Below are 26867 nucleotides of genomic sequence, written 5' to 3'. Positions count from 1 at the left end.
CCTCGAAAATGCGCCTGTATGGTTGCTCCCGGCGCGCCAGCGCGGCTTGCCGCTATGCAGCAAGCCATTGGGATGCACACATCGTATTCTGCCCGGGCCTGACAGCGCTGTCATACCGCGCTGCCGCATCTTCGCCCACTCCTGACCACGGAAGCCCGCCATGACGCCTCGCTCACCCGCCAAGCCCGCCCTGCGCCGCCGCGTGCTGGCCTCCGCGCTTCTCCTGGCCTGCGTTTGCTCACCGCAGGCGCGGACCGTCGCCCCGGCGCCTGCGATGGATGCCCCAGCGATCCATCCGGCCGTCTGGCCGCAGCCGGCGTGGCCGCTGCCGCGCGATGCCGCGCTGGAGCAGCGCATCGACGCGCTGATGGCCACGATGACGGTGGAGGAAAAAGTCGGCCAGATCATCCAGGGCGACATCGATTCGATCACCCCGGACGACCTGCGCAAGTACCGGCTGGGTTCGATCCTGGCCGGCGGCGGCTCCGATCCCGGCAAGCGCTACAACGCGCCGCCGAAGGACTGGCTGGCGCTGGCCGATGCCTTCTGGGAGGCCTCGATGGACACCTCGCACGGCGGCCATGCGATCCCGGTGATCTGGGGCATCGACGCCGTGCATGGGCAGAGCAACATCGTCGGCGCCACCCTGTTCCCGCACAACATCGGCCTGGGCGCGACCCGCGATCCCGAGCTGATCCGCGAGATCGGTCGCATCACCGCCGCCGAAACGCGCACCACCGGCATGGAATGGACGTTCGCGCCCACCGTGGCGGTGCCGCAGGACGACCGCTGGGGCCGCACTTACGAAGGCTATTCGGAAAGCCCGGAGATCGTGGCGATGCTGGCGCCGGCGATGGTCGAAGGACTGCAGGGCAAGGCCGGCGCGGCCGACTTCCTGGACGACCGCCACGTCATGACCACTGTGAAGCATTTCCTGGGCGACGGCGGCACCACCAACGGCAAGGACCAGGGCAATACCGAAGTGACCGAAGCGGTCTTGCGCGACGTGCATGCCGCCGGCTACGTGCCCGCCATCGCGGCCGGCGCGCAGTCGGCGATGGCCTCCTACAACAGCTTCCACGGCGAGAAGATGCACGGCAACAAGGCCCTGCTCACCGACGTGCTGAAGGGGCGCATGGGCTTCGGCGGCTTCGTGGTCGGCGACTGGAACGGCCACGGCCAGGTCAAGGGCTGCACGAACACCGACTGCGCGCAGACGTTCAACGCCGGCCTGGACATGGCGATGGCGCCGGACAGCTGGAAGGGCCTGTACGAATCCACGCTGGCCCACGTCAAGGCCGGCGAGATCCCGATGGCGCGGCTGGACGATGCGGTGCGGCGGATCCTGCGCACCAAGTTCCGCATGGGCCTGTTCGAGAAGCCCAAGCCTTCGCAGCGCACGCTGGGCGGCAAGTTCGACCAACTGGGCTCGCCGGAACACCGGGCAGTGGCACGCCGCGCGGTGCGCGAATCGCTGGTGTTGCTGAAGAACGCCGGCGGCCTCCTGCCGCTGTCGCCGACGCAACACGTGCTGCTGGCCGGCGACGGCGCCGACAACCTGACCAAGCAGACCGGCGGCTGGACGCTGACCTGGCAGGGCGACGGCACCAAGCGCGCGGATTTCCCGAATGCAGACTCAATCTGGGACGGCTTCCGCCAGCAGGTCGAAGCGGCCGGCGGCCGGGCCGAGCTCGCGGCGGATGGCAAGTACGCCACCAAGCCCGATGTCGCCGTGGTGGTGTTCGGCGAAGACCCCTATGCCGAGTTCCAGGGCGACCTGCCCAACCTGATGTTCAAGGCCGGCAAGTCCGGCGACCTGGAGCTGATCAAGAAGCTCAAGGCCGACGGCATCCCTGTGGTCGCGGTGTTCCTGAGCGGCAGGCCGCTGTGGATGAACCGCGAACTCAACGCCGCCGACGCCTTCGTTGCCGCCTGGTTGCCCGGTTCCGAAGGCGCGGGCATCGCCGATGTGCTGCTGCGCGGCAAGGACGGCAAGCCGCAGCACGATTTCCACGGCAAGCTCAGCTTCAGCTGGCCCAAGCGTGCCGACCAGTACGCCAACAACGCGGGACAAGCAGGCTACGACCCGCTGTTCCCGCTCGGGTTCGGCCTGACCTATGCGGACAAGGGCGAGCTTGCCGCGCTGAGCGAAGATCCCGGCATCGACCCGGACGCCGCGCGCACCAACCTGTGGTTCGACAAGGGCGTGGCGACCACCGGTTCCACGTTGCGCCTGGTCAGCGCCGACGGTGGCGCGATGGACATCGTGCATCCGCATGCCACCACCAGCGACGGCTCGGTGGCGATGGAAGCGATCAATACCGACGTCCAGGAAGGCGCACGCAAGTTCGCGTTCAAGGGTGCCGGCGCGGTCGAACTGCGTTCCAACACGCCGATCGATCTGGTCCGCGAAACCAACGGCGACGTGTTCGTGGTCGCCACGGTGCGGGTGGACGCACTGCCGGCCGGCGCGAAGGCGTCCATCGGCGCCGGCTGTGGCACCGGCTGCCAGGGCGAGGTGGCGGTGGGCGATGCGCTGGCGCAGTTGCGGAAGGGCGAGTGGACGCGTCTGGGCGTGCAGCTGAAGTGCCTGCGCGTGGCCGGCGTGGATACCGCCAAGCTGGACATGCCGTTCGTCCTGCACGGCAGCGACGGCCTGCAACTGGCGCTGTCGAAGGTGACCGCCAGCACCGACTTCGACCGCAAGGTCGAGTGCCCGGTGCGCTGATGCAGATGCTCGCGCTGCTTGCCGCCTTGCTTGCCTCCGGCGGCGATGTCGCCACTGGGGCAGGCGAGGGCTGGATGCTGGCCTGGCAGGACGAGTTCGACGGCGACGCCATCGACCTGTCGAAGTGGGACCTGGAAGAGAACTGCTGGGGCGGCGGCAACCACGAATCGCAGTGCTACACCCGTCGTCGCGACCGCCACCCGCGCGCCAACGCCTTCGTCCGGGACGGCGCGCTGCACATCGTGGCGCGCAGGGAGCGCTACACCGCGGCGGCGGCGCCGGACGGCGGCGGCAAGGCGACCGCCACCCTGCCCTACACCTCGGCGCGGCTGCGCACCAAGCGCCGCCAGGAATGGACATTCGGCCGCATCGAGGTCCGCGCCAAGCTGCCACGCGGGCAAGGCAGCTGGCCGGCGATCTGGATGCTGCCCACCGATTCGCCCTACGGCGCGTGGGCGTCATCGGGCGAGATCGACATCATGGAAGCGGTGAACCTGGGCACGCCCAGCGACGAACCCGGCGCAGCGCCCGGCACGCCGGAGACGCGCGTGCATGGCACCCTGCACTACGGTCGCCCCCGCCCGGGGAACGTGTACACCGGCACCTCGTACCGGCTGCCGGATGGCGCCAGTCCCGCGGACGGGTTCCGCGTCTACGCATTGGAATGGGAGGCCGGCGAAGTCCGCTGGTACGTGGACGGCACGCACTACGCGACCCAGCGCGCGGACGGCTGGTGGTCGCAATCGCACAAGGGCGGCCGGTGGGTCGACGCGCCGGCGGGCGCGCCGTTCGACGCGGCGTCGAAGTACCACCTGCTGCTCAACCTCGCGGTCGGCGGCGACTGGGCTGGCAAGGTCAACGCGACCGGCATTGACGCGGCCGTGTTCCCGCAGGCCATGCTGGTCGATTACGTGCGTGTGTACCGCTGCAATGCCGGCAGGCCCGACGGCAGCGGCTGTGCGACCCTCGGCGCGGACGCGAAACAGGTGGTGCCGGAACCCGCACAACGCCGGCCCGCGACGGACGCGGTCGCGCACTGACTGCAACGCGGCGTTGCCGCCAACGCAACGCTGCCGGCGCTAGAGTGGCGCTCCCCCGCACGGAGCACGACCGATGATCGATCTCTATTACTGGCCCACGCCGAACGGCCACAAGGTGACGTTGTTCCTGGAGGAAGCCGGGCTGGACTACGCCATCAAGCCGGTGAACATCGGCAAGGGCGAGCAGTTCGAGCCGGCCTTCCTGGCGATCTCCCCGAACAACAAGATGCCGGCCATCGTCGACAACGCCCCGGCCGACGGCGGCGCCCCGATCCCGGTGTTCGAGTCCGGCGCGATCCTGCTTTACCTCGCCAACAAGACCAGCCGCTTCCTGGGCATCCCCGAGGGCGCGGATGCGGCCACCGCGCTGCGCCAGCGGATCGCCGTGAACGAATGGCTGTTCTGGCAGATGGCCGGGCTGGGCCCGATGACCGGGCAGTACGGACACTTCCATGTGTACGCGCCGGACGACATCGCCTACGCGAAGGAGCGCTACCGCAAGGAAACCGAGCGCCTGCTCGGGGTGCTGGACAAGCAGCTGGAAGGCCGCGCTTTCATCGCCGGCGGCGAGTACAGCATCGCCGACATGGCCGCTTATCCGTGGATCAATCCGTACACGAAGGCGCCGCTGGACATCACCCGTTTCCCGAACGTCGAGCGCTGGCATTCCGACATCGCCGCGCGCCCGGCCACGCAGCGCGCGTACGCGCTAGCGAAGCAGGTCAACCCGGACGCGGGCAAGGCGCTGAGCGACGCGGAAAAGAAGATCCTGTTCGGGCAAGGGGCGCGCTGAGCGCAGCGGTCATCCGCCGGCGCGCGGGGACGCCGCTTCGCTGCCGTCCTCGGCGCCGGCCACGCCCACGCGGTTGCGACCCGCCCGCTTGGCCGCGTCCAGCGCGGCAACGGCGGCCTGCAAGGACGTCGCGGCATCGGCGGCGTGCGGCACGGCGATCAGGAAAGCGAAGCACGCCGCCGCCGCATCGGGAACCAGGCGCAACGCCGCCGCATGGGCCAAAAGAAAAGCCAGCGCGAACACCATCGCGCTGGCCTTGGTTCCTCCACGAGATCCCGCGTCGTGGCGCATGCCGTGCCTCGGTTACATCATCGGCTTGAGGTCGTACTCCCTCGGCGGTTCGACGCCGAGCAGGTTCTTCACGAAGTAGTCCCAACGGCGGCGCATCACGTAATAGCTGTCCGCGCCGAAGCCGTGGCGGGCGTGCGGCAGCAGCAGCAGGTCGAAGTCCTTGTTGGCCTTCATCAGCGCATCGACCACCTGCAACGTGGACTGCGGCGGCACGTTGTCGTCCATCAGGCCGTGCAGCAGGAAGAGTTTCCCCTTGAGGTTCTTCGCCTTCGGCGCGTTGTCCTGGCCGGTGTAGTTGGTGGTGCCGTCGGCGTTCTTTTCCAGCAGGCCGTGGTAGCGCTCGGCCCAGTCGTCCTCGTAGGTGAGGTTGTCGTGGTTGCCGGATTCGGCGATGCCGACCTTGTACACGTCGGGGTAGCCGAACATCGCCGCCACGGTGGCGTTGCCGCCGCCGGAATGGCCCCAGATGCCGGTGCGGCTGGCATCGATCCACGGATGCTGCGCGGCCAGCTGCTTCAGTGCGGCCACCTGGTCCGGCAGGGTGTTGTCGACCATGTTGCCGTACCACGCGTCCTGGAAGGACTTGCTGCGCAGCGGCGTGCCCATGCCGTCCACCGCGATCACCACGAAGCCCAGCTCCGCCAGCGCCTGGTGGTCGCCGTGCGCTGGCTGGAAGCTGCGGCTGCGCACCGAACCCACCTGCGGACCCGGGTAGATGTAGGTGACGATCGGGTACTTCTTGTTCGGATCGAAGTTCGACGGCTTGAACATCTGGCCGTACAGATCCGTCTTGCCGTCGCGGGCCTTGACCGTGAACGACTCCGGCGCCACCCAGCCGGCCGCCTTGAGGCGGGTCAGGTCGGTCTTCGCCAGCGCCGCCACCTGCTTGCCGTCGGCATCGCGCACCAGCGCCACCGGGGCTTCGGCAATCGTCGAATACACGTCGACGAAGTACTTGCCGTCCTCGGACAGGGTGACCGCGTGGTTGGCGTTTTCCGGGGTCAGCAGCCGGGGATCGCCGCCGTCCATCGACAGGCGGTAGAGGTGCGAGAAATACGGGTCGCGGCCGGCCTCGCGGCCGACGCCGGTCACCCACAGCTGGCGGGCGGCCGGATCCAGCCGCAGGATCCTGGTGACGTTCCAGTCGCCGCTGGTGAGCTGGCGCTTCAGCTTGCCGGTGGCGAGGTCATGCAGGTACAGGTGGCCCCAGTCGGACTTCTGCGAGAACCACAGGAACTCGTTGCTCTCCGGCAGGTAGCGCCAGTTGACCGAGCTCAGCGTGGGCGCGCTCTGGTACTGCGTCGCCACGGTTTCGGTGAACACGTCGCGGACCTTGCCGGTGGCGGCATCGGCCACGCGCAGGGTGGCCGACTTGTGGCCGCGGTCGGTGCTGACGAAGGCAAGGGTCTTGCCGTCCTTCGCCCACTGCACGTCCTCCCAGCCGTCGTCGCAGGCGATGTCGTCGCTGCAGGTGGAGCGGTGCTGGTCGGCCGGCATCTGCAGTCGCACGGTCCTCGGCTTGGCGCCGGACAGATCGACGATCACGCGCTCGATCAGCGTCACGTCCTTGTCGCCGGCGAACGGGTACTTCCACTGCTCGACCCGCGGTGCACCGACGTTGGTGCCCACCATGGTCATGGTGCTGGTCTTGCGCTGGTCCTGCTGGAAGGTGGCGATCTTGCTGCCGTCCGGCGACCACACCACGATGGCGTTGTCGGTGTGCTTCCAGCCGGCGTTGTCGGTGGCATAGCCATAGTCGGGCTTGCCGTCGAAGGTGAGCTGGGTTTCCTGGCCGCTGGCGACATCGCGCAGCCACAGGTTCCAATCGCGGATGAAGGCCTCGCGCTTGCCGTCTGGAGAGGCCGCGCCGGGCTCGCTGCCGGACTTGGACGCGGTCTTCGCTTCCACCTTGCAACTGCCTGCGGCGCAGCGGAACGCGCTGCCGCGGCTGCGCAGCACCAGGCTGCCGTCGGGCTCGCGCTCGACCTGCAGCGGCGGCAGCTTGTCGGGATCGACCGGCTTGCCCTTGCCATTGGCCGCCGCGTTCATCGCCGCGGCCAGCGCCTTCGCATCGAACGCCGGCATGGACTTGCCGGTGGCCGGATCGAAGCGCAGCACCTGCACCTTGCCGCCGTCGGCCAGCCGGTACACCAGGGTGTCGTCGTCCAGCCAGCTGGCGTTGCTCAGCGCCTGGTCCAGCAGCGGCGCAGTGCGGTCGCCCAGCATCCGCACCGCGCGCTCGTAGTCGGCCGTGGTGACTGCCTGTGCCATTGCCGTGCCGGCGCCAGCCATCAGCAGCGCCCCCGCCAGCCAGACCGCATTCGAATGTCGTGCCATTGCATCCCCGAGAGTCCTCGCGCCCGTGCGCACCGCCGGCGATGCTAACGCGCGCGCCGGCGCGGCGCCCGTGCCAATGGTCGGGGGCGTGACCGGCCGCGCGCGCCGGCGCGCTATCATTCGCGCCCTGATGTCCTCGCTGCCCACCGTCGCCTGCCCACCCGCCAATCCGCTGCGCATCGATCTCGTCGACGCGTCGCTGGAGGCCGTGCTGGCCGAGCCGGGGCTGCTGGCCGCGTTCACCTTCGACGCTGCGCAAGCGCCCCGCCACCACGACCCGCGCCATCTGCGCGTGGCGCTGGCGCCGATGCGCGGCGGCGCGCCGCTGGAATGCTGGCGGGTGGATGGCCCGGTAACCCACGGCCGCGACGGTGATATCGCCTGGAGCCGCGGCGGCGGGCTGCAGTTCGGCGCGCTGGAGCTGGCCGACGACGGCGACATCGAGACGGCGGCGGAGGGCGCCTACCGGCGCTTGCAGCAGTGGCTGCCGCGCAGCGACCATCCGCACCCGCTGCGGATCTGGAACTATCTCGACGCCATCACCGACGGCGACGGCGACGACGAGCGCTATCGGCGCTTCTGCGTGGGCCGCGCCCGCGGCATCGGCCGCGAGCTGGCGCCCGGGGAGCTGCCCGCTGCCACCGCCATCGGCCATCCGCGCCGCACCGGCCGCTTCCAGCTGTACTGGCTGTCGGCGCAGCAGGCCGGCACCCCGCTGGAAAACCCGCGCCAGCTGCAGGCCTGGCGCTACCCGCGGCAGTACGGCCCGCAGCCGCCGGGCTTCGCCCGCGCGCTGCTGCCGGCTTCCAGCGCGATGCCGCTGCTGCTGTCCGGCACCGCCGCGGTGGTCGGCCACGCCTCGCAGCACGGCGACTCGCTGGAAGCGCAGCTGGACGAGGTGCTGGTGAACCTGCGCAGCCTGATCGCCACCGCGCGCGCGCAGCGGCCCTCGCTGCCGGCGCAGCCGGGCCCGGCGTCGCGGCTGAAGGTGTACGTGCGCGATGCCGACGCGCTGGCGCGGGTCGACGCGCTGATGGAGGCGCGCCTCCCCTTTGTTCCGCGGGTCGTGCTGCACGGCCACGTCTGCCGGCGCGAGCTGCTGGTGGAAATCGACGGCAGCCACGCCTAGCCGACGCCGCGCTTGCATTGGCGGGCGACATCCTGCATATCGTGGGTCTCATCAATCCGGGGGAACGCGCATGGGACTGGTCAGCCTGATCTGGGGCATCCTCTCGCTGCTGTGGATGCTGCTGGCGCTGGTGCCGCTGCTGGGCTGGGGCAACTGGTTCATGATCCCGTTCGCGGCGGTTGGCGCCATCCTCGCCATCATCGCCATCGCCAGCGGCAAGGGCCGGGTGTCGGGCATCATCGGCCTGCTCCTGTGCATCCTTGCGATCGGCATCGGTTCGCTGCGGCTGATGCTGGGCGGCGGCATCCTCTGATCGCCGGCGGCGGGCGTAAAATGCCCGCATGAACACGCCCGCCCAACGCTTTCCCGTCCGCCCGCGGCGCATGCGCCGCGACGAGTTCTCGCGCCGGCTGATGCGCGAGCACCTACTCACCGCCAACGACCTGATCTACCCGGTCTTCGTGCACGAGGAGAAAGGCCGTGCGCCGGTCGGTTCGATGCCGGGCGTGGAGAGGTTGTCCATCGACGAACTGCTGAAGGTCGGCGAGCAGGCGCTGGAACTGGGCGTGCCGGTGCTCGACCTGTTCGGCGTGCCGAACCCGGAGGCCAAGACCGCCGACGGCCGCATCGCCTGGGACGAGGACGGCCTCGTCCCGCGCGCGATCCGTGCGCTGAAATCGCGCTTCCCCGAACTCGGCGTGATGAGCGACCAGGCCCTCGACCCGTACACCACCCACGGCCAGGACGGGCTGATCGACGACACCGGCTACATCCTCAACGACGAAACCATCGAAGCGCTGGTGAAGCAGTCGCTGGCGCACGCCGCGGCGGGCGTGGACATCCTCTCGCCCAGCGACATGATGGACGGCCGCATCGGCGTGATCCGCGCCGCGCTGGAAGCGAGCGGCTTCATCCACACCCGCATCATGGCCTACAGCGCCAAGTACGCCAGCGCCTTCTACGGCCCGTTCCGCAGCGCGGTGGGCAGCGCCGGCAACCTCGGCAAGGGCAACAAGTACACCTACCAGATGGACCCGGCGAACTCGGACGAGGCCCTGCACGAAGTCGGCCTGGACCTCGCCGAAGGCGCCGACATGGTGATGGTCAAGCCGGGCCTGCCCTATCTCGATGTGCTGTACCGGGTGAAGCAGCAGTTCCGCCGCCCGACTTACGCGTACCAGGTCAGCGGCGAGTACGCGATGATCAAGGCCGCCGCCGCCAACGGCTGGATCGACGAGAAGATGGTGGCGATGGAAGCGCTGACCGCGTTCAAGCGCGCCGGTGCCGACGGCATCCTCACCTATTACGCACTGGATGCGGCACGGTGGCTGAAGCCGTAACGCGGGCATCGTACGTCCGGAGGGCGACACGGCACGCCGGGCGATGCCCGGCGCTACAGTAGCGGCGCACGCATGCCGTGCGCCGGCGAGGAGAACCGCATGAAACGCTACGCCGTCTTCGGATCACCCATCTCGCACTCGCAGTCGCCGCGCATCCACGCGGCGTTCGCGCAGCAGTGCGGCATCGCGATGGCGTACGTCGCGATCGAAGCCGGCCGCGATGACTTCGCCGCCATCCTCGCCGCCAGCGGCGTGCAGGGCGCCAACGTCACCCTGCCGTTGAAGGAAACCGCCTTCGCCCTGTGCACCGACGCCAGCGCGCGCGCGCGGCGGGCCGGCGCGGTCAACACCCTGCTTCGCGACGGCGACGGCTGGCGCGGCGACAACACCGACGGCCTCGGTCTGGTGCGCGACCTCACCGAGCGCCACGGCCTTGACCTGCGCGAACGGCGCGTACTGCTGCTGGGCGCAGGCGGCGCCGCGCGCGGGGTGGCACCGACACTGCTGGACGCCGGCATCCGCGAACTGGTGGTCGCCAACCGCAGCCCCGAACGCGCCGACGCGCTGGCCGATGCGATGGGTGACCCGGGCCGCGTGCACGCGCGCGGCTGGGATGCACTGCCGGCGCTGGGCGAATTCGACCTGCTCGTCAACGCCACCTCGGCCGCCCGCGGCGTCGGCCTGCCTCCGCTGCCGATGGCGCTGGCCGGCCTGCGCAGCGCGGCGGTCGACCTCAGCTACGGCGAAGCCGCCGTGCCCTTCCTGGCCTGGGCCCGCGCCGCCGGCTGCATGCACGCGGTGGACGGGCTGGGCATGCTGGTGGAACAGGCGGCGGAAAGCTTCCGGCTCTGGCACGGCGTGCGCCCGGAAACCGATCCCGTGTACGCGGCGCTCAACGGCCAGGGCGATGCGCTGGTGACGGCGGACTAAGCTTCCGCGCCGCCCGCCAGGTACTCGTCCTTCAACCGCACGTAATGGCCGGCGCTGTAGTACAGCGCCTCGACCTCGGCGTCGCTGAGCATCCGCGCCCTCTTCGCCGGGTTGCCCAGCCACAGCTCGCCTTCGCCCACCACCTTGCCCGGCGCCACCAGCGCGCCGGCGCCGATGAAGGCGTGCTTCCTCACCACCGCGCCGTCCAGCACGATGGCGCCCATGCCCACCAGCACCGCGTCCTCGATGGTGCAGGCGTGGATGATCGCCTTGTGGCCGATAGTGACGTCGCTGCCGATGCGGGTGGCGAAGCCGCCCAGCTTGGCGTGCGGGCCGTCGTGGCTGACGTGGATCACGGTGCCGTCCTGGAGGTTGGTGCGGTCGCCGATGCGGACGAAGTTGACGTCGCCGCGGATCACCGTGAACGGCCACACCGAGACATCGTCGCCCAGCACCACGTCGCCGATCACGCTGGCCACAGGGTCGATGTAGGTACGCGCGCCGAGGGTGGGGCTGATGCCGCGATAGGGTCGGATATTCATGGCTGGATTCTAGCGCCGGCGGGACTACACTGCCCCGTATGGACAGCGCCGATACCCCGCTCCACGACCTGCAGCCCACCCTGGACCGCCTGCGCGCGGCCTGGCAGGCCCGCAAGCCGGACTATGCGCAGCGCCGCGACGACCTGCAGCGCCTGCGCGCGGCGTTGAAGCGGCGGCTGGACGAAATGGCGCGCACCATTGCCGCCGACTTCGGCCACCGTTCGCTGGACGAAAGCCGCATCGCCGACGGCATGACCGCGCTCAACGAGATCGACCACCTCATCCGACACCTGCGCGGCTGGATGAAGCCGCGCCGGGTCGGCGTGGGCTGGCGCTTCCTGCCTGCGCGCGCGCAGGTGCGGCCGGTGCCGCTGGGCGTGGTCGGGGTGATCGCGCCGTGGAACTACCCGGTCAACCTGGCGCTGATCCCGCTGGCAACCGCCATCGCCGCGGGCAACCATGTTTTCCTGAAGCCGTCCGAGCACACACCGCGCACCAGCGCGTTCCTGCGCGACCTGCTGGCGGAGGTGTTCCCGGCGAACCGCGTGGCGGTCGCCACCGGCGGCGCGGAGGTCGGCGCGGCCTTCGCCGGCCTGCCGTTCGACCACCTCGTGTTCACCGGCTCCACTGCGGTGGGCCGCAAGGTGATGGCCGCCGCCGCGCCCCACCTGACCCCGCTGACGCTGGAGTTGGGCGGCAAGTCGCCGGCACTGCTGTGCGACGACTATCCCATCGACAGGGCCGCCGCGCGCATCGCCACCGGCAAGTGGTTCAACTGCGGCCAGACCTGCATCGCGCCCGACTACGTGCTGGTGCCGGCCGGCCAGCGCGATGCCTTCGTCGAGGCGTTGCGCCGCGAAGTGGCGGCACGCTACGGCGCGGACTTCGGCAACCTCGACGACTACACCCGCATCGTCAACGACGGCCAGTACGCGCGGCTGCAGGGCTACGTGGACGACGCCCGCCAGCGCGGCATCGACGTCGTCACCCTCGGCGGCAAGGCCGATCCGGCGCAGCGCCTGCTGCCGCCGACCGTGCTGCTGGAGCCGGGCGATGATGCGAAGGTGATGCAGGACGAAATCTTCGGCCCACTGCTGCCGGTCAAGAGTTACCGCACGCTGGACGAGGCGATCGCCTACATCAACGCGCACGACCGCCCGCTGGCGCTGTATCCCTTCAGCCACGACCGCGCGACCATCGACAGGATCCTGCACGAGACCGTCGCCGGCGGCGTGTCGGTCAACGACACCCTGTTCCATTTCGCCATCCCCGACCTGCCGTTCGGCGGCGTCGGCGCCAGCGGCATGGGCGCCTACCACAGCCGCGCCGGCTTCGACGCGATGAGCAAGCTGCTGCCGGTGCTGTGGCAGGCCCGCCGCACCGGCGGCGACCTGCTCAAGCCGCCGTATTCGAAGGCGAAGTGGCTGATCGATTTGATCGTGCGATGAGGAACGCGCCACGCTCCCTGCGCGCGCTGGCCGATGCCGGCCTGCGCGGCGTTGGCCAGGTGCTGTTCCAGGACAGCCCCGTCAGCGGCCTGCTGTTCCTGGCCGGGCTGGCCGTCGTCTCGCCCCTGTACGCACTGGCTGCCTTGCTGGGCAGCCTGATCGGCAGCGCGTTTGCAGGACTGCTGGGGGCCGACCGCTCGCTGCTGCAGACGGGCATGTTCGGCTTCAACGGCGCATTGACGGCATTGGCGCTGCTGTTTTTCCTCAAGCCCACCGTGCTGACCTGGCTCTGCGTGGTGCTGGCGGCGGCCTGCTCCAGCATCCTGCTGCTGGGCTGCATGACGTTGCTGGAACGCTGGAAGCTGCCTGCACTGACCGCACCGTTCGTGCTGATCACCTTTTGCGTCTTCCTCGCCAGCGCGGGATTCGGCCGGCTCGAAACCACTTCCCTGATGCCCACCGCCAGCCTGCCCAAGGCCGCCACGGTGGAGGGCATCGTCACCGTGGACAGCCTGCTGCATGGCACCCTCAACGGCCTCGCGCAGATTTTTTTCCAGAGCCATTGGCTCAGCGCCCTGCTGTTTGCCGCGGCCCTGCTGGTTCGGTCACCCGCGGCCTGTCTCATCGCGCTGGCGGGATCGCTGACGGGCGCCCTGGTGGCCTGGGGCATGGGTGCCGCCGAGCCCAGCATCCGCGCCGGCCTGTTCGGCTTCAACAGCGCCCTGGTGGCCGTGGCGCTGGCCTGCGTCTTCCATCCCTGCAACCGCCGGACGTTGGCATGGGCCCTGCTGGCCGCCGCCATCACCCCCTTCGTGCACGCCGCCCTGTCCGCGACACTGGCGCTGCTGGGCCTGCCCGCATTGACCCTGCCCTTCGTCCTCGTCACCTGGGTCTTCCTGCTCGCGGGCACGCGACTCCCGGCACTGTCCGACATGAAGCCCAACCAGCAACAAGGGATGCCGCACCCATGAAAATCGCCAGCTGGAACGTCAATTCCCTCAACGTCCGCCTGCCGCAGCTGCAGCAGTGGCTTGCCGACTTCGCGCCGGACGTGGTGGGCCTGCAGGAAACCAAGCTGGAGGACCACCGCTTTCCGGACGACGCGCTGCTGGAAGCCGGTTACCGCAGCGTGTTCCACGGCCAGAAGACCTACAACGGGGTGGCGATCCTGGCGCGCGACTGCGCCATCGAGGACGTGCAGATCGCCATTCCCGGTTTCGACGATCCGCAGGCGCGGGCCATCGCGGCCACCGTGGCGGGAGTGCGCATCGTCAATCTCTACGTGGTCAACGGCCAGGACGTGGGCACCGAGAAGTACGCCTACAAACTGCGCTGGCTGGAGGCGGCGCACGCCTGGCTGGCCGACGAGCTGCGCCGGTATCCGAAACTGGTGGTCCTGGGCGATTTCAACATCGCGCCGGACGCGCGCGACGTGCATGACCCGGCGGTCTGGAACGACGACCACATCCTGACCTCCACCGCCGAGCGCGAGGCGCTGCAGCGGCTGCTGGCGCTGGGGCTGCATGACGGCTTCCGCCTGCACAACGACGAGGGCGGGGTCTTCAGCTGGTGGGACTACCGGCAGGCGGCGTTCCGGCGCAACCTCGGCCTGCGCATCGACCTGACCCTGGTCTCGGAACAGCTGCGGGGCGCGGCGGTGGCATCGGGCATCGACCGCACGCCGCGCCAGTGGGAACGCCCCAGCGACCATGCCCCGGCATTCGTCGTGCTGGATTGAGCGGCGACGACGCCGCGCCTGAAAAGGCGAAGGCCCGGGATTGCCGGGCCTTCGCGGAACATCCCTGTCCCGACATCCGTGTCAAGCCGCGTTTCAGCGCACGCGGCCGCGACGGAACAGGTTGACGATGGCGAGCAGGACGATCGCGCCGAGGAAGGCGGAGACGTAGGCCATCGCGCCGGCCCCGCCGATCAGCGGGGCAATCAGCCAACCGCCGATCCACGAACCGACGATGCCGACGACCACGTTGAGGATGATGCCCTGCTGCCCGTCGGTCTTCATGACGAGGCTGGCCAGCCAGCCGATGATGCCGCCGATGATCAACCAGATGATGAGATTCATTTGCCTGCCTCCTGATGAACTGTTTGGGGCCCGGATGGGCTGGCTTGCCGTGACCCCGCGCACGAGGGCGGGGGACGGCTGCAGTCTTCCCCACCGCGTGTGATGACCGCGTTCGCGCGACTGTCCGGTGGTTCAGCGATGCCCACGCGGCGTGAAGGCGGCATGCGCCGCGGCATACTGTGCACATGACCGTGGACACCAACGCCCTGCGCCCCGAGCTTGAAGCCGGGCTTGCGCAACTCTCGCTCGATACCGCGCTGGCGCCGCCGCTGCTGGATTATCTGGCGCTGCTGGCGCGCTGGAACGCGACCTACAACCTCACCGCGATCCGCGAGCCGCGCGAGATGCTGTCCAAGCACCTGCTGGATTCGCTGGCGATGCAGCCGTTCGTGCGCGGGCTCGCCACGCTGGCGGACCTCGGCACCGGTCCGGGCCTGCCCGGGATCCCGCTGGCCATCGCCACGCCGGGCCTCCGGGTCACGCTGGTGGAAAGCAACGGCAAGAAGGCGCGCTTCCTGCGCGAGGCGGCGCGCCAGCTCAAGCTGGCCAACGTGCAGGTGGCGGAATCGCGAATCGAAGCATTCCAGCCCGGCGTCACCTTCGATGCGGTCACCGCGCGCGCGCTGGCCACCCTGCCGCTGATCCTGGACCTCGGCGGCCACCTGCTCGGCGCGGACGGCCGGCTGCTGGCGATGAAGGGCGTGGTGCCCGAAGACGAGATCGCCGCGCTGCAGCCGGGCTGGGGCGTGGCGGCCATCCACCCGCTGCGCGTGCCGGGGCTGGCCGCCGAGCGCCACCTGCTGGAAATCGTCCGTACCCGGGCATAGGGCATAATCCTCTGTCGCCTGCCTGCCCCGGCGCAGGCCCAGCCGCAGGAAACACACGCCGCATGGCCCGCATCATCGCCATCGCCAACCAGAAGGGCGGGGTCGGCAAGACCACCACCGCCGTCAACCTTGCCGCCGCGCTGGCGCGGACGCCCAAGCGCGTGCTGCTGGTGGACCTGGATCCGCAGGGCAACGCCACCATGGGCAGCGGCATCGACAAGCGCGAACTCGGCGCCTCGGTGACCGACGTGCTGCTGGGCGAAGCGCTGCCGGCCGACGCGGTGGTGCGCTGCGCCGACGGCTTTGACCTCCTGCCCGGCAACATCGACCTGACCGCCGCCGAACTCCGGCTGATGGACGCGTCCAACCGCGAGGGCCGGCTGAAGGCGGCGCTGGAAACCCTGCGCAGCGGCTATGACTTCGTGCTGATCGACTGCCCGCCGTCGCTGTCGGTGCTCACCCTCAATGCGCTGACCGCGGCGGACTCCGTGCTGGTGCCGATGCAGTGCGAGTACTACGCGCTGGAAGGGCTGTCCGCACTGATCGACACCATCGAGGGCCTGAAGGGCCGGTTCAACCCGCAGCTCGAGATCGAAGGCGTGCTGCGCACCATGTTCGACGTGCGCAACAACCTCGCCAACGCGGTGTCGGCCGAGCTGACCAACCACTTCGGCGACCTCGTGTTCCGCACCATCGTGCCGCGCAACGTGCGCCTCGCCGAGGCGCCCAGCCATGGCCAGAGCATCCTCGGCTACGACAAGGCCAGCCGCGGCAGCGTGGCATACCTTGGCCTGGCCGGCGAAGTCCTGCGCCGCCAGCGCGAGCGCAGCCAGAAACTGAAGGAGACCGCCGCATGACTGCTGGCAAGGAAGCCGCGAAGGGCGGTGCCAAGAAGCGCGGCCTGGGCCGCGGACTGGAAGCGCTGCTCGGCCCCAAGGCCGCCGCCGAAGTGCCGGCGCTGCAGGCGATGCCCGGCGACGTGCTGCGCACGCTGCCGGTGGACGCGATGGTGTCGGGCAAGTACCAGCCGCGCCGGACCATGGACGACGCCAAGCTGGAGGAACTGGCCGCATCGATCCGCGCGCAGGGCGTGATCCAGCCGATCGTGGTGCGCGAGCGCCTGGGCGCCGACGGCAAGGGCGGCCGCACCTACGAGATCATCGCCGGCGAGCGCCGCTGGCGCGCGTCGCAGCGCGCGGGCCTGGCCGAGGTGCCGGTGGTGGTGCGCGAGGTCGACGACCGCACCGTGGTGGCGATGGCGCTGATCGAGAACATCCAGCGCGAGGACCTCAATCCGCTGGAGGAAGCGCAGGCGCTGCAGCGGCTGATCGACGAATTCGACCTGACCCATGCCGCCGCCGCGGAAGCCGTGGGCCGCTCGCGCGCCGCGGTGTCCAACCTGCTGCGCCTGCTGGAGCTGCCGGAAGCGGTGCGGGTGCTGGTGCAGACCGGGGCGATCGAAATGGGCCATGCCCGCGCGCTGCTGCCGCTGGCCGAGCCGATGGCCATTGCGCTGGCGAAACAGGCCGCCGAGGAAGGCTGGTCGGTGCGCCAGGTCGAACACCGCGTGCAGCAGATCGCCGCCGGCAAGGTGCCGGTGGAGGCGAAGAAGTCCGCGCCCAAGGCGAAGCCGCCGCAGGCCGACATCGCCGCGCTGGAGCGCGAGCTGTCGGAGACGCTGGGCAGCAAGGTCAACGTGCTCAACGGCCGCGGCAACAGGGGCAAGCTGGTGATCCACTACGCCAACCTCGACGCGCTGGACGGCGTGCTCGAGCGGCTGCGCAACCGCACCTGAGGCCGCCTCCCGCATGAGCGGATCGCCGCAACTCTCCGTCGTCGTTCCCGTGCACAACGAGGAGGACAACGTCGCACCGCTGGTCGCCGAGATCCTGGCCGCGCTGCGCGGCCGCATCGATTTCGAGATCGTCTACGTCGACGACACCTCGCGCGATGCCACCCTGGCGCGCCTGCGCGACCTGCAGGCCACCACGCCGGAGCTGCGCGTGGTCCGCCACCTCGCCAACGCCGGCCAGAGCACCGCCGTACGCAACGGCGTGAAGGCCGCGCGCGCGCCGTGGATCGCCACCCTCGACGGCGACGGCCAGAACGACCCGGCCGACATCCCCCACCTGCTGGCCAAGCGCGACGCCTCCGCGCCGGAGGTGAAGCTGTTCGCCGGCTGGCGGGTCAACCGCCAGGACAGCGGCAGCAAGCGCTGGGCCTCGAAGTTCGCCAATGCGATCCGCGCGCGGCTGCTGCGCGACGCCACCCCCGACACCGGCTGCGGCATCAAGCTGTTCGCGCGCGATGCGTTCCTGGACCTGCCCTACTTCGACCACATGCACCGCTACCTGCCCGCGCTGATGCAGCGCGCCGGCTGGCAGACCGTCAGCGTGCCGGTCAACCACCGCCATCGCACCGCCGGCGTGTCCAAGTACAACAACCTGGGCCGCGCGCTGGTCGGCATCAAGGACCTGTTCGGCGTGTCCTGGCTGATCCAGCGCAGCCGCCGCACCGCCGTGGAAGAGCTGCCGCGGTGATCGCCGCGCCGCCGCACGGCTTCATGGACACGCCGCTGGCCGCGCTGGCGTGGACCGGCATCCACATGAGCCCATGGAAGCTGATCGGGCTGGTGGGCGCGCTGATGTTCGGCGGCCGCTGGCTGGTGCAGTTCATCGCCAGCAAGCGCCACGGCAAGCCGGTGATCCCGCGGCTGTTCTGGTACATGAGCATCGCCGGCAGCCTGATGACCCTGGCCTACTTCGTGTTCGGCAAGAACGACGCGGTCGGCATCCTGCAGAACCTGTTCCCCAGCTTCACCGCCTGCTACAGCCTCTACCTGGACATCTGCCATCGCGGCTGGAAGCGCGACCGCGCGGGCCATTGAACCGCAGCCGTCATTCCCGCGCAGGCCGGAATGGCGGGCAAGAGCCGATGCTACGATCCCGGCACCTGACCACCGCCGGTTCCCGCCCCGTGAAGTCCATCGTCCGCGCCAGCCTGCTGGCCCTGTGCCTGTCGTCCACGTTCGCCCACGCCCAGACCACGTCCGCCGCGCCGCCGGTCGCGCAGCCGGCCAACGCCGCCGACGCCGCCTTCCGCGCCATCTACGAAACGGAGTGGAAATGGCGGATGCAGCAGGCCGGGGCGTGGACGGAGGACAGCGACGAAGCCAGCCACGCGCCCTCGCACAGCCTGCCCGACGTGAGCCCGGAAGCGCTGGAAAAACAGCTGGCCTACCTCGACGGCGTGCTGCGCCAGCTCGATGGCATCGATGTCGCCGCACTGTCGCCCGCCGAGCAGGTGAACTACGCGATCTACCGCCCGCAGATCGAACACAAGGCGGCCGAGATCCGCCTGCGCGACCACGAGATGCCGTTCAATTCCGACAGCTCGTTCTGGTCCAACCTTGACTTCATGGCCCGCGCCAACCTGCGCAGCGCCGACGACTATCGCGCCTATGCGGCGCGCCTGCGCGACGTGCCGCGCTACTTCGACCAGCAGGTCGCCAACATGCGTACCGGGCTGGCGCGCGGCTTTTCGGTGCCGCGCGCGGTGCTGCCGGGCCGCGACGTGTCGATCGCGATGACCGCGGAGCTGAAGGATCCGGAAGCCTCGTCGCTGTGGGCGCCCTACAAGACGATGCCGGCCAGCATCCCCGCCGCTGAGCAGGAAGCGCTGCGCACCGAGGGCCGCGCCGCGATACGCGATGCGGTGATCCCCGCGTTCGCCAAACTGCTGGTGTTCTTCCGCGGCGAATACATGCCGAAGGCGCGCACCACGCTGGCGGCCGAGGCGATGCCGGACGGCGAAGCCTGGTACCGCGAGCAGATCCGCAAATACACCACCCTGGACCTGACCCCGGACCAGATCCACGCCATCGGCCTGCGGGAAGTGGCCGGCATCCGCGCGGAGATGGAGGCGATCATCGACGGGCTGGGCTTCGAAGGGCGGTCGAAGGCAACCCGTTTCAACGATTTCCTCACCTTCCTGCGCACCGACCCGCAGTTCTATGCATCGAGCCCGCAGGAGCTGCTCAACCACGCGGCCTGGATCAGCAAGCGGGTGGACGGGCAGATCGGCAAGATCATCGGCACCCTGCCGCGCGGCCGCTTCACCATCGTGCCGGTGCCGCCATCGATCGCGCCGTTCTGGACCGCCGGGCGCGGCGGCGCCGGCACCTACTGGGTGAACACCTACAACCTGCCCAGCCGCCCGCTGTACAACCTGCCGGCGCTGACCCTGCACGAATCCGCCCCCGGCCATGCGCTGCAGGGTTCGCTGGCGCAGGAGCAGGGCGAGGTGCCGGGCTTCCGCCGGGAGTACATCAGCGCCTACGGCGAAGGCTGGGGCCTGTACAGCGAGTGGCTGGGCAAGGAGATGGACATCTACGAGACGCCCTACGACGACTTCGGCCGGCTCACCTACGCGATGTGGCGCGCCTGCCGGCTGGTCATCGACACCGGCGTCCACCACAAGGGCTGGACCCGCGAACAGGCGCTTGCCTACCTGCGCGACAACACCGCGCTGTCCGAGCACGAGGTGACCACCGAGGTCGACCGCTACATCAGCTGGCCGGGGCAGGCGCTGAGCTACAAGCTGGGCGAACTGACCATCATGCGCCTGCGCCGCGAGGCGGAAGCCGCGCTGGGGCCGAAGTTCGACGTGCGCGCCTTCCACGACGCCATCCTGTCGCAGGGCTCGGTGCCGCTGCCGGTGCTGGAGTCGCAGATCCGCGCGTGGGTGGCCTCGGTGCAGGCCGCCGCGCCCTGATAGGCGCGGGGCCGGCCTCGCGGGCGCCAAGTATTTGCAGGCAAAGGGAAAAACCCGCATAATGCGCGGCTCGCTGCGTCCTGCAGCGCTTCCCGTCGTGGGTTTCACGGCGGGGCCGCCGTCACCCGGGCTACGGGCGACAACCACACACCATCGAGGTGCACAGTGTCCAAAGTCTGCCAAGTCACCGGCAAGCGTACGACGACCGGCAACAACGTCTCGCATTCGAACCGCAAGACCCGTCGTCGCTTCATGCCCAACCTCCACGAGCGCCGCTTCTGGGTCGCTTCGGAAAACCGCTGGGTCAAGCTCCGCATTTCCAATGCCGCGCTGCGCACCATCGACAAGAACGGCATCGATGCCGTCCTGGCCGACCTGCGCAAGCAGGGCGAGAAGGTCTGAGGAGGACTGAACCATGGCGACCAAGCGCGACAAGATCCGTCTGATTTCCTCGGCCGGCACCGGTCATTTCTACACGACCGACAAGAACAAGAAGAACACCCCGAACAAGATGGAGGTCAGCAAGTACGACCCCGTCGTTCGCAAGCACGTGATGTACAAGGAAGGCAAGATCAAGTGATGTGACGGCGCATTCGCGCCCACGCGAATGCCTGCACCGGAACATCATCCCCGCGCAGGCGGGGATCCGGCCCTCCACGGAAAACCCGCCCCACGGCGGGTTTTTTGTTGCATGGGCCCGGCTTCCGCAACCGCGACTCAGTCGCCCGGGGGCGCCACCCGCGCATCTTCGACGCCATCGAAGGTGAACACGTCGCCGGCGGCGTTGACCAGCACCAGCCGCGGCATGTCGCCGGTGTCAAAACGCATCGCCAGCCGCCCCTGCAGCCGCTTCGCCACCTCCCCATCCAGCCGGGCCAGCGCCGGGTCGGCGCAGCGCGTCGGCGCGAAATTGAACGGCTCCACCACCAGTCTGTCCGCGGCCGGCGCATGGCGCGCGCTCATCACGTTGCAGGCATTGCCCACGCTGACCAGCGAGGCGTTGAAGTCCAGCTGCAGCGGCAGCTGGGGGCGCACGAACAGCGCATCGATGCGGCGGCCGGCGGCGTCGACCGCGCTGGACAGGCGCCAGCGGTGGCGGGCAAGGGCCAGCACCGCGCGCAACGCGCCGGCAGGCGCCGGCGCCGCCTGCTGCAATTCCGGTGGCGGCGTCGCGCGCGGCGCGGCAACCGCCTGCACCTCCGTCGCCGGCGCGGGCACCGCGGCCGGCGCCACCGCGGGCTGGCAACCAGCCAGCAGCGCCACGCCCAAGACGATCGTCGGCAGTCTGTGCATGTCCACCCCTCCTTCGGCCGCGCCCGTTACTGCCCTGCCGGCAACCACAGCAGCAGCGCCACGCCCAGCACGAAACGATAGACGGCGAAGGAGGTGAAGCGGTGGCCCTGGATATAGCGCAGCAGCCACTTCACCGCCACGAACGCGGTCACTGCCGAGGCGACGAACGCCACCCCCAGCGCATTCCAGTCGACATTGGCGAAGCCGCCGTCGCTCCACACCGACAGCATCTCGTAGCCGGTGGCGGCGAACATGGTCGGGATGCCCACCAAGAAGGCGAATTCGGTGGCGGCCGCGCGGCTGGTGGTGCCGGCCAGCAGCGCCACGAAGATGGTGGCGGCGCTGCGCGAGGTGCCGGGGAACATCCCCGCCAGCACCTGCGCCACCCCCACCAGCACGGCGGTACGCCAGGCGATCGCGGTGCGCTCGCCCTCGCGCGCCGCGCGCCGCGCCGCCCACTGCTCCGCCAGCAACATCCACAGCGCGCCGATGATCAGCGCCCAGGCGATGGGCTGCACGGTGGCCGGCAGGTGGAACGGGGTCCACTGCTGCCCGAACAGCGCGCCGATGTGGTCGGCCTTCTTCAGCGCCAGTCCCAGCACCGCCGTGACCAGGAACGCGCCCGCCAGCTTGAAGGCGTAGTCCCGCGACTCCGCCGGCGTGGTGGACACGCCCAGCGGGTCGTAATCGGCCGGGGCGTCGCGGCCGGCGAACGCGACCAGCATGCCCCACAGCCGCTTCCAGTAGATCAGCACCACCGCCAGGATCGCGCCCGCCTGGATGGCGATGTTGAACAGGTCGCTGCGTGGCCCCAGCCAGTGCTGCGCGATCAGCAGGTGGCCGGTGCTGGAGATCGGCAGGAATTCGGTGATGCCTTCGATGATGCCCAGCAGCAGGGCGGCAAGCAGTTCGTGCATGGGGGGAGCGATGCCGGGGGGGAGCGTGCGCAGGCCGCACGGGCAGTCGCGCAGCATACCCGATAGATTGTTTGCCCAAAAATGGCGCACAAGAGATCAAGCTTGCACGAAACTTGTGCGATATGCGCCTCTGCAAGAAAGCATCGCAAATGGAATCAATGGGTTGTGGCTCCCCACGATCTGGCACGCCGCGTGCTTGATACCTGAGGTCGGCACCCTGGTGCCCCCTTCCCATCCCGGAGCCAGCCATGTCCCTCGAACACGTCGAAAAGCTCATCAAGGACCACAAGGTCGAATTCGTCGACCTGCGCTTCGCCGACATGCGCGGCGTGCAGCACCACGTGACCTTCCCCAAGTCGATCGTCGACGCCAGCCTGTTCGAGGACGGCAGGATGTTCGACGGCAGCTCCATCGCCGGCTGGCGCGGCATCCAGAACTCCGACATGGTGCTGCTGCCGGACCCGTCCACCGCGTTCATCGATCCGTTCACCGCGGATCCGACGCTGGTGCTGACCTGCGACATCCTCGACCCCGCCACCATGCAGGCCTATTCGCGCGACCCGCGCGGCGTGGCCCACCGCGCCGAGGCCTACCTGAAGGCCAGCGGCATCGCCGAGCAGGGCTTCTTCGGCCCCGAGCCCGAATTCTTCATCTTCGATTCGGTGCGCTTCGCCAACGAGATGGGCCATACCTTCTTCCAGGTCGATTCCGAGGAAGCGCACTGGAACTCCGCGCGGGAATACGCCGGCGGCAACAGCGGCTACCGGCCGATGGTCAAGGGCGGCTACTTCCCGGTGGCGCCGCTGGATTCGCTGCACGACCTGCGCGCGGAGATGTGCAAGACGCTGGAGCAGGTCGGCATCGAGACCGAGGTACACCACCACGAGGTGGCCAACGCCGGCCAGTGCGAGATCGGCACCCGCTTCAACACGCTGGTGAAGAAGGGCGACGACCTGCTGACGATGAAGTACGTCATCAAGAACGTGGCCCACCGCAGCGGCAAGACCGTCACCTTCATGCCCAAGCCGATCGTCGGCGACAACGGCAGCGGCATGCACGTGCACATGTCGCTGGCCAAGGGCGGCGTCAACCTGTTCAGCGGCGACGGCTATGGCGGCCTGTCGCAGACGGCGCTGTGGTACATCGGCGGCATCTTCAAGCACGCGCGCGCGATCAACGCCTTCGCCAACAGCACCACCAACAGCTACAAGCGGCTGGTGCCGGGCTACGAAGCGCCGGTGATGCTGGCCTACTCGGCCTCCAACCGCTCCGCCTCCTGCCGCATCCCGTACGTGGCCAACCCGAAGGCGCGCCGCGTCGAGATCCGCTTCCCCGACCCGATGAACAGCGGCTACCTGATCTTCGCCGCGCTGCTGATGGCCGGCCTGGACGGCATCAAGAACCAGATCGACCCGGGCGCGCCGTCCGACAAGGACCTGTACGACCTGCCGCCGGAAGAGGAAAAGAACTTCCCCACCGTCTGCCATTCGCTGGACCAAGCGCTGGACGCGCTGGACAAGGACCGCGAATTCCTCAAGGCCGGCGGCGTGTTCACCGACGACTTCATCGATGCCTACATCGGCTTGAAGATGAAGGAAGTGACCGCGTTCCGCGCGGCGACCCACCCGTTGGAATACCAGATGTATTACACGATCTGACGCGCCAGACGCGTCGGAGCGAAGCAGGCTGATCCTCGCTTCGCTCCCCTCCCCGGCGAGGATCGGACGGGCCGGGAGGGCGCACCGACGGGTGCGTCCCTCCCGCGCCTATGCGGCTGGCGGAGGGTGCGAAGCGGGGCCATGCGCGGCGGCGCCGCGCGACACGTGACCACGGGGGAACGCACGCGATCACCGATCGCGGCAGGCAGGACACGCATCGTCCCTGCGCTGCACGAGCACGAAACCAATGACCGGGGAGGGCTGCCGCTTATGAGGAGCCTGCGTCATGTCGTCTCAGCACCGTTTCATCCGTTGCATCCGCGGCGCCGCGATGGCGCTCGCACTGGCGGGATCCGCCGCCACCGCGCACGCCGGCAGCACCAGCGGCAGCGTGGCCGTCACCAGCGACTATCTCTTCCGCGGCGTCAGCCAGACCGGCCGCAAGCCCGCCCTGCAGGGCGGCGTCACCTGGACGGCCGACAGCGGGGCCTATGCGGGCGCCTGGGGCAGCAGCATCGGCTGGCTGTCCGACGCCGATCCGGGCGTGTCCAGCCAGGTCGAGCTCGACGGCTTCCTCGGCTATTCCGGCGCGTTCGGCGACAGCGGCGTCGGCTACGACATCGGCGCCAACTACTACTGGTATCCCGGCGACTATCCGGCAGGCTTCAACAGCCCGAACACGCTCGAACTCTACGCCGGCGTAACCTGGAAGATCCTCGGCGCGAAGTACTACCACTCGACCACCGACCTGTTCGGCGTGCCCGGCTCGAAGGGCAGCGGCGATCTCGACGTGACCGCCAACTGGGAATTCACGCCCGGCTGGACGCTCGACGCCGGCGTCGGCAGGCAGTGGGTCAAGCGCAATCGCGACCTCGACTACGGCTACTGGAAGCTCGGCGTGACCCGAAGCTTCGGCAGCGGTTTCAGCGTCGCCGCGTCCTACAACGACACCGACCTCAACGGCCTGGACGACGCCTTCGTGCTGTCGCTCTCCAGGGCGTTCTGACGGCACACACCAGGGAACCAAGATGAAACTGATCACCGCCATCATCCGCCCGTTCAAGCTCGACGACGTGCGCGAAGCGCTGGGCGAAGCCGGCGTGTCCGGCCTCACCGTCTCCGAGGTCAAGGGCTTCGGCCGCCAGAAGGGCCACACCGAGCTGTACCGCGGCGCCGAATACGTCGTCGATTTCCTGCCCAAGCTGAAGATCGAAGTCGCGGTGACGGACGCGCTGTTCGACGCCGCCATCGACGCCATCGTCGCCTCCGCCGGCACCGGCAAGGTCGGCGACGGCAAGATCTTCGTCATCGCCCTCGACCGCGTCGTGCGCATCCGCACCGGCGAACTCGACGCCGACGCCCTCTGACCACCCCACGGAGACCCACATGAAAACCGCTTCCGTTTCCGGGTGGACGGCCCGGCTGTACGCAATGCTGGCCCTCGCCCTGTCCGCCGCGCCGGCGCTCGCGCAGGACGCCGCCGCGCCCGTCGTCGAAAAGGGCGACGTGGCCTGGATGCTCGTTTCGACCCTGCTGGTGCTGATGATGGTGGTGCCCGGCCTGGCGCTGTTCTACGGCGGCATGGTGCGCGCCAAGAACGTGCTGTCGGTCTTGATCCAGGTCGCCGTGGTGTTCTCGCTGCTGGTGGTGCTGTGGGTCTGCTACGGCTACAGCCTGGCGTTCTCGGGCGAGGGCGCGTGGATCGGCGACTTCGGCAAGCTGTTCCTCACGGGCGTCACCCCGGCCTCGCTGGCCGCCACCTTCAGCCCGGGCGTGGCCCTGCCCGAATACGTGTTCGCCGGCTTCCAGGCCACCTTCGCCGGCATCACCGGCGCGCTGATCGTGGGCGCGTTCGCCGAGCGCGCGAAGTTCGGCGCGATCCTGCTGTTCTCGGCGATCTGGTTCACCTTCGGCTACCTGCCGATGGCGCACATGGTCTGGGCGACCGGCGGCTTCCTGTTCGAGAAGGGCGCGCTGGACTTCGCCGGCGGCACCGTGGTGCACATCAACGCCGGCGTGGCCGGCCTCGTGGGCGCATGGTTCGTCGGCAAGCGGCTGGGCTACGGCCAGACCGCGCTCAAGCCGCACAACGTGACGCTGACCTTCGTCGGCGCGTCGCTGCTGTGGGTGGGCTGGTTCGGCTTCAACGCCGGCTCCAACCTGGAGGCGAACGCGGGCGCGGCGCTGGCCTTCCTCAACACGCTGCTGGCCACGGCGGCGGCGGTGCTGGGCTGGTCGCTGACCGAGCGCATCGTCAAAGGCAAGTCGTCGGCGCTGGGCGTGGCGTCGGGCATGGTGGCGGGGCTGGTGGCGATCACTCCGGCCTGCGGCACCGTCGGTCCGTTCGGCGCGATCGCGCTCGGCTTCATCGCCGGCATCGTCTGCGTGTGGGGCGTCAACGGCCTGAAGAAGCTGCTCGACGCCGACGACAGCCTCGACGTGTTCGGCGTGCACGGCCTCGGCGGCATCGTGGGCGCGCTCCTGACCGGCGTGTTCTCCGCCGATTCGCTGGGCGGCACCAAGGCGGTGGCGGATGGCTACAGCATCGCCGCGCAGGTCGGCGTGCAGGCGCTGGGCGTGGCGATCACGCTGGCCTGGATCGGACTGGTGTCGGTGGTCGGGTTCCTGATCGCCAGGCTGGCGTTCGGCGGGCTGCGCGTGAGCGAGGACGCCGAGCGCGAGGGCCTGGACATCGCCACCCACGGCGAAACCGCCTACCAGTCGTGAACCGCGGCGGGCGC

General features: G+C 69.4%; 28 protein-coding genes. 22 read left to right on the top strand and 6 right to left on the bottom strand.

Going from position 1 to position 26867, the window contains the following annotated elements:
• Positions 1–274 precede the first annotated feature (274 nt).
• The 3 genes from SPK54_RS07415 to SPK54_RS07405 all read left to right on the top strand — a co-directional run bounded on the left by SPK54_RS07415 (position 275) and on the right by SPK54_RS07405 (position 4561).
• Positions 275–2728 carry a glycoside hydrolase family 3 N-terminal domain-containing protein gene (locus SPK54_RS07415; RefSeq protein ID WP_330947292.1) on the top strand — a complete coding sequence of 818 codons (2454 nt, stop codon included), beginning with the start codon at positions 275–277 and terminating at the stop codon, positions 2726–2728.
• Positions 2728–3768 (top strand): glycoside hydrolase family 16 protein, encoded by a 1041-nt coding sequence (locus SPK54_RS07410; RefSeq protein ID WP_330947280.1) that lies wholly within the window; start codon positions 2728–2730, stop codon positions 3766–3768. Before SPK54_RS07415 ends, SPK54_RS07410 begins: the two co-directional genes overlap by 1 nt.
• Before the next feature lie 73 nt (positions 3769–3841).
• On the top strand, positions 3842–4561 hold the full coding sequence (locus tag SPK54_RS07405) for a glutathione binding-like protein (protein ID WP_330947279.1): 720 nt from the start codon (positions 3842–3844) through the stop codon (positions 4559–4561).
• Between the two features lie 9 nt (positions 4562–4570).
• Here SPK54_RS07405 and SPK54_RS07400 read toward each other — a convergent pair whose 3' ends face one another.
• Positions 4571–4807, bottom strand: coding sequence for a hypothetical protein (locus SPK54_RS07400; RefSeq protein ID WP_330947278.1), 237 nt, complete (start codon positions 4805–4807; stop codon positions 4571–4573).
• Positions 4808–4864: 57 nt separating this feature from the next.
• The gene (locus SPK54_RS07395) at positions 4865–7189 is read right to left on the bottom strand and encodes a DPP IV N-terminal domain-containing protein (RefSeq protein ID WP_330947277.1); all 2325 of its coding nucleotides are present in this window, start codon (positions 7187–7189) and stop codon (positions 4865–4867) included.
• Between the two features lie 130 nt (positions 7190–7319).
• Here SPK54_RS07395 and SPK54_RS07390 point away from each other — a divergent pair, with 130 nt between their 5' ends.
• The 4 genes from SPK54_RS07390 (at position 7320) to aroE (ending at position 10588) form a co-directional block, all read left to right on the top strand.
• Positions 7320–8318 (top strand): pteridine-dependent deoxygenase, encoded by a 999-nt coding sequence (locus tag SPK54_RS07390; protein ID WP_330947276.1) that lies wholly within the window; start codon positions 7320–7322, stop codon positions 8316–8318.
• A gap of 70 nt (positions 8319–8388) precedes the next feature.
• Positions 8389–8631: a hypothetical protein gene (locus tag SPK54_RS07385; protein ID WP_190282138.1), complete on the top strand. Its 243-nt coding sequence runs from the start codon at positions 8389–8391 to the stop codon at positions 8629–8631.
• Between the two features lie 28 nt (positions 8632–8659).
• Positions 8660–9658 (top strand): porphobilinogen synthase, encoded by a 999-nt coding sequence (gene hemB, locus SPK54_RS07380; protein ID WP_330947275.1) that lies wholly within the window; start codon positions 8660–8662, stop codon positions 9656–9658.
• Between the two features lie 99 nt (positions 9659–9757).
• Positions 9758–10588, top strand: coding sequence for a shikimate dehydrogenase (gene aroE / locus SPK54_RS07375; RefSeq protein ID WP_330947274.1), 831 nt, complete (start codon positions 9758–9760; stop codon positions 10586–10588).
• Here the strand turns inward: aroE and SPK54_RS07370 are convergent.
• Positions 10585–11130, bottom strand: coding sequence for a gamma carbonic anhydrase family protein (locus SPK54_RS07370; protein WP_330947273.1), 546 nt, complete (start codon positions 11128–11130; stop codon positions 10585–10587). The genes aroE and SPK54_RS07370 overlap by 4 nt on opposite strands.
• 38 nt (positions 11131–11168) lie before the next feature.
• On the opposite strand from SPK54_RS07370, the gene SPK54_RS07365 reads away from it, so the two are divergent.
• From SPK54_RS07365 to xth, 3 genes are read left to right on the top strand one after another with little or no spacing between them, the layout of a single operon-like run.
• The gene (locus SPK54_RS07365; RefSeq protein ID WP_330947272.1) at positions 11169–12578 is read left to right on the top strand and encodes a coniferyl aldehyde dehydrogenase; all 1410 of its coding nucleotides are present in this window, start codon (positions 11169–11171) and stop codon (positions 12576–12578) included.
• Positions 12575–13549 (top strand): urea transporter, encoded by a 975-nt coding sequence (locus tag SPK54_RS07360; RefSeq protein ID WP_330947271.1) that lies wholly within the window; start codon positions 12575–12577, stop codon positions 13547–13549. Before SPK54_RS07365 ends, SPK54_RS07360 begins: the two co-directional genes overlap by 4 nt.
• Positions 13546–14316, top strand: coding sequence for an exodeoxyribonuclease III (gene xth / locus SPK54_RS07355; RefSeq protein WP_330947270.1), 771 nt, complete (start codon positions 13546–13548; stop codon positions 14314–14316). Before SPK54_RS07360 ends, xth begins: the two co-directional genes overlap by 4 nt.
• A 93-nt stretch (positions 14317–14409) precedes the next feature.
• On the opposite strand, the gene SPK54_RS07350 is transcribed toward xth, so the two are convergent.
• Positions 14410–14658 (bottom strand): GlsB/YeaQ/YmgE family stress response membrane protein, encoded by a 249-nt coding sequence (locus tag SPK54_RS07350; protein ID WP_330947269.1) that lies wholly within the window; start codon positions 14656–14658, stop codon positions 14410–14412.
• 185 nt (positions 14659–14843) lie between these two features.
• Here SPK54_RS07350 and rsmG point away from each other — a divergent pair, with 185 nt between their 5' ends.
• The 8 genes from rsmG to rpmG all read left to right on the top strand — a co-directional run bounded on the left by rsmG (position 14844) and on the right by rpmG (position 20838).
• Positions 14844–15485, top strand: coding sequence for a 16S rRNA (guanine(527)-N(7))-methyltransferase RsmG (gene rsmG / locus SPK54_RS07345; protein ID WP_330947268.1), 642 nt, complete (start codon positions 14844–14846; stop codon positions 15483–15485).
• A 62-nt stretch (positions 15486–15547) separates the two neighbouring features.
• Positions 15548–16342 (top strand): ParA family protein, encoded by a 795-nt coding sequence (locus SPK54_RS07340; protein WP_330947267.1) that lies wholly within the window; start codon positions 15548–15550, stop codon positions 16340–16342.
• Complete coding sequence (locus SPK54_RS07335; RefSeq protein ID WP_330947266.1) at positions 16339–17280, top strand: ParB/RepB/Spo0J family partition protein; 942 nt, start codon at positions 16339–16341, stop codon at positions 17278–17280. The genes SPK54_RS07340 and SPK54_RS07335 overlap by 4 nt, the downstream gene beginning before the upstream one ends.
• 13 nt (positions 17281–17293) lie before the next feature.
• Complete coding sequence (locus tag SPK54_RS07330; protein WP_330947265.1) at positions 17294–18025, top strand: glycosyltransferase family 2 protein; 732 nt, start codon at positions 17294–17296, stop codon at positions 18023–18025.
• A gap of 23 nt (positions 18026–18048) precedes the next feature.
• On the top strand, positions 18049–18372 hold the full coding sequence (locus tag SPK54_RS07325) for a lipid-A-disaccharide synthase N-terminal domain-containing protein (RefSeq protein WP_330947291.1): 324 nt from the start codon (positions 18049–18051) through the stop codon (positions 18370–18372).
• A 218-nt stretch (positions 18373–18590) separates the two neighbouring features.
• Positions 18591–20258: a DUF885 family protein gene (locus SPK54_RS07320; protein WP_330947290.1), complete on the top strand. Its 1668-nt coding sequence runs from the start codon at positions 18591–18593 to the stop codon at positions 20256–20258.
• Positions 20259–20423: 165 nt separating this feature from the next.
• Positions 20424–20660 (top strand): 50S ribosomal protein L28, encoded by a 237-nt coding sequence (gene rpmB, locus SPK54_RS07315; RefSeq protein ID WP_330947264.1) that lies wholly within the window; start codon positions 20424–20426, stop codon positions 20658–20660.
• 13 nt (positions 20661–20673) lie between these two features.
• Positions 20674–20838 carry a 50S ribosomal protein L33 gene (rpmG, locus tag SPK54_RS07310; protein ID WP_028840080.1) on the top strand — a complete coding sequence of 55 codons (165 nt, stop codon included), beginning with the start codon at positions 20674–20676 and terminating at the stop codon, positions 20836–20838.
• Positions 20839–20975: 137 nt separating this feature from the next.
• Here rpmG and SPK54_RS07305 read toward each other — a convergent pair whose 3' ends face one another.
• The gene (locus SPK54_RS07305) at positions 20976–21551 is read right to left on the bottom strand and encodes a hypothetical protein (protein ID WP_330947263.1); all 576 of its coding nucleotides are present in this window, start codon (positions 21549–21551) and stop codon (positions 20976–20978) included.
• A 26-nt stretch (positions 21552–21577) separates the two neighbouring features.
• Positions 21578–22468: an undecaprenyl-diphosphate phosphatase gene (locus tag SPK54_RS07300; protein ID WP_330947262.1), complete on the bottom strand. Its 891-nt coding sequence runs from the start codon at positions 22466–22468 to the stop codon at positions 21578–21580.
• 248 nt (positions 22469–22716) lie between these two features.
• Between SPK54_RS07300 and glnA the strand changes: the two genes are divergently transcribed.
• From glnA to SPK54_RS07280, 4 genes are all read left to right on the top strand, one after another.
• Positions 22717–24126, top strand: a complete 1410-nt coding sequence (gene glnA, locus SPK54_RS07295) for a type I glutamate--ammonia ligase (protein WP_330947261.1) — start codon at positions 22717–22719, stop codon at positions 24124–24126.
• A 286-nt stretch (positions 24127–24412) separates the two neighbouring features.
• Positions 24413–25132, top strand: coding sequence for a TorF family putative porin (locus tag SPK54_RS07290; protein ID WP_330947260.1), 720 nt, complete (start codon positions 24413–24415; stop codon positions 25130–25132).
• Between the two features lie 22 nt (positions 25133–25154).
• Positions 25155–25493, top strand: a complete 339-nt coding sequence (locus SPK54_RS07285) for a P-II family nitrogen regulator (RefSeq protein ID WP_330947259.1) — start codon at positions 25155–25157, stop codon at positions 25491–25493.
• Between the two features lie 19 nt (positions 25494–25512).
• Positions 25513–26853, top strand: a complete 1341-nt coding sequence (locus SPK54_RS07280) for an ammonium transporter (protein WP_330947258.1) — start codon at positions 25513–25515, stop codon at positions 26851–26853.
• Positions 26854–26867 lie beyond the last annotated feature (14 nt).

It is taken from the genome of Thermomonas sp. LB-4 (assembly GCF_036409385.1).
GTDB lineage: Bacteria > Pseudomonadota > Gammaproteobacteria > Xanthomonadales > Xanthomonadaceae > Thermomonas.
This window is presented reverse-complemented; position numbering and strand designations above follow the sequence as displayed.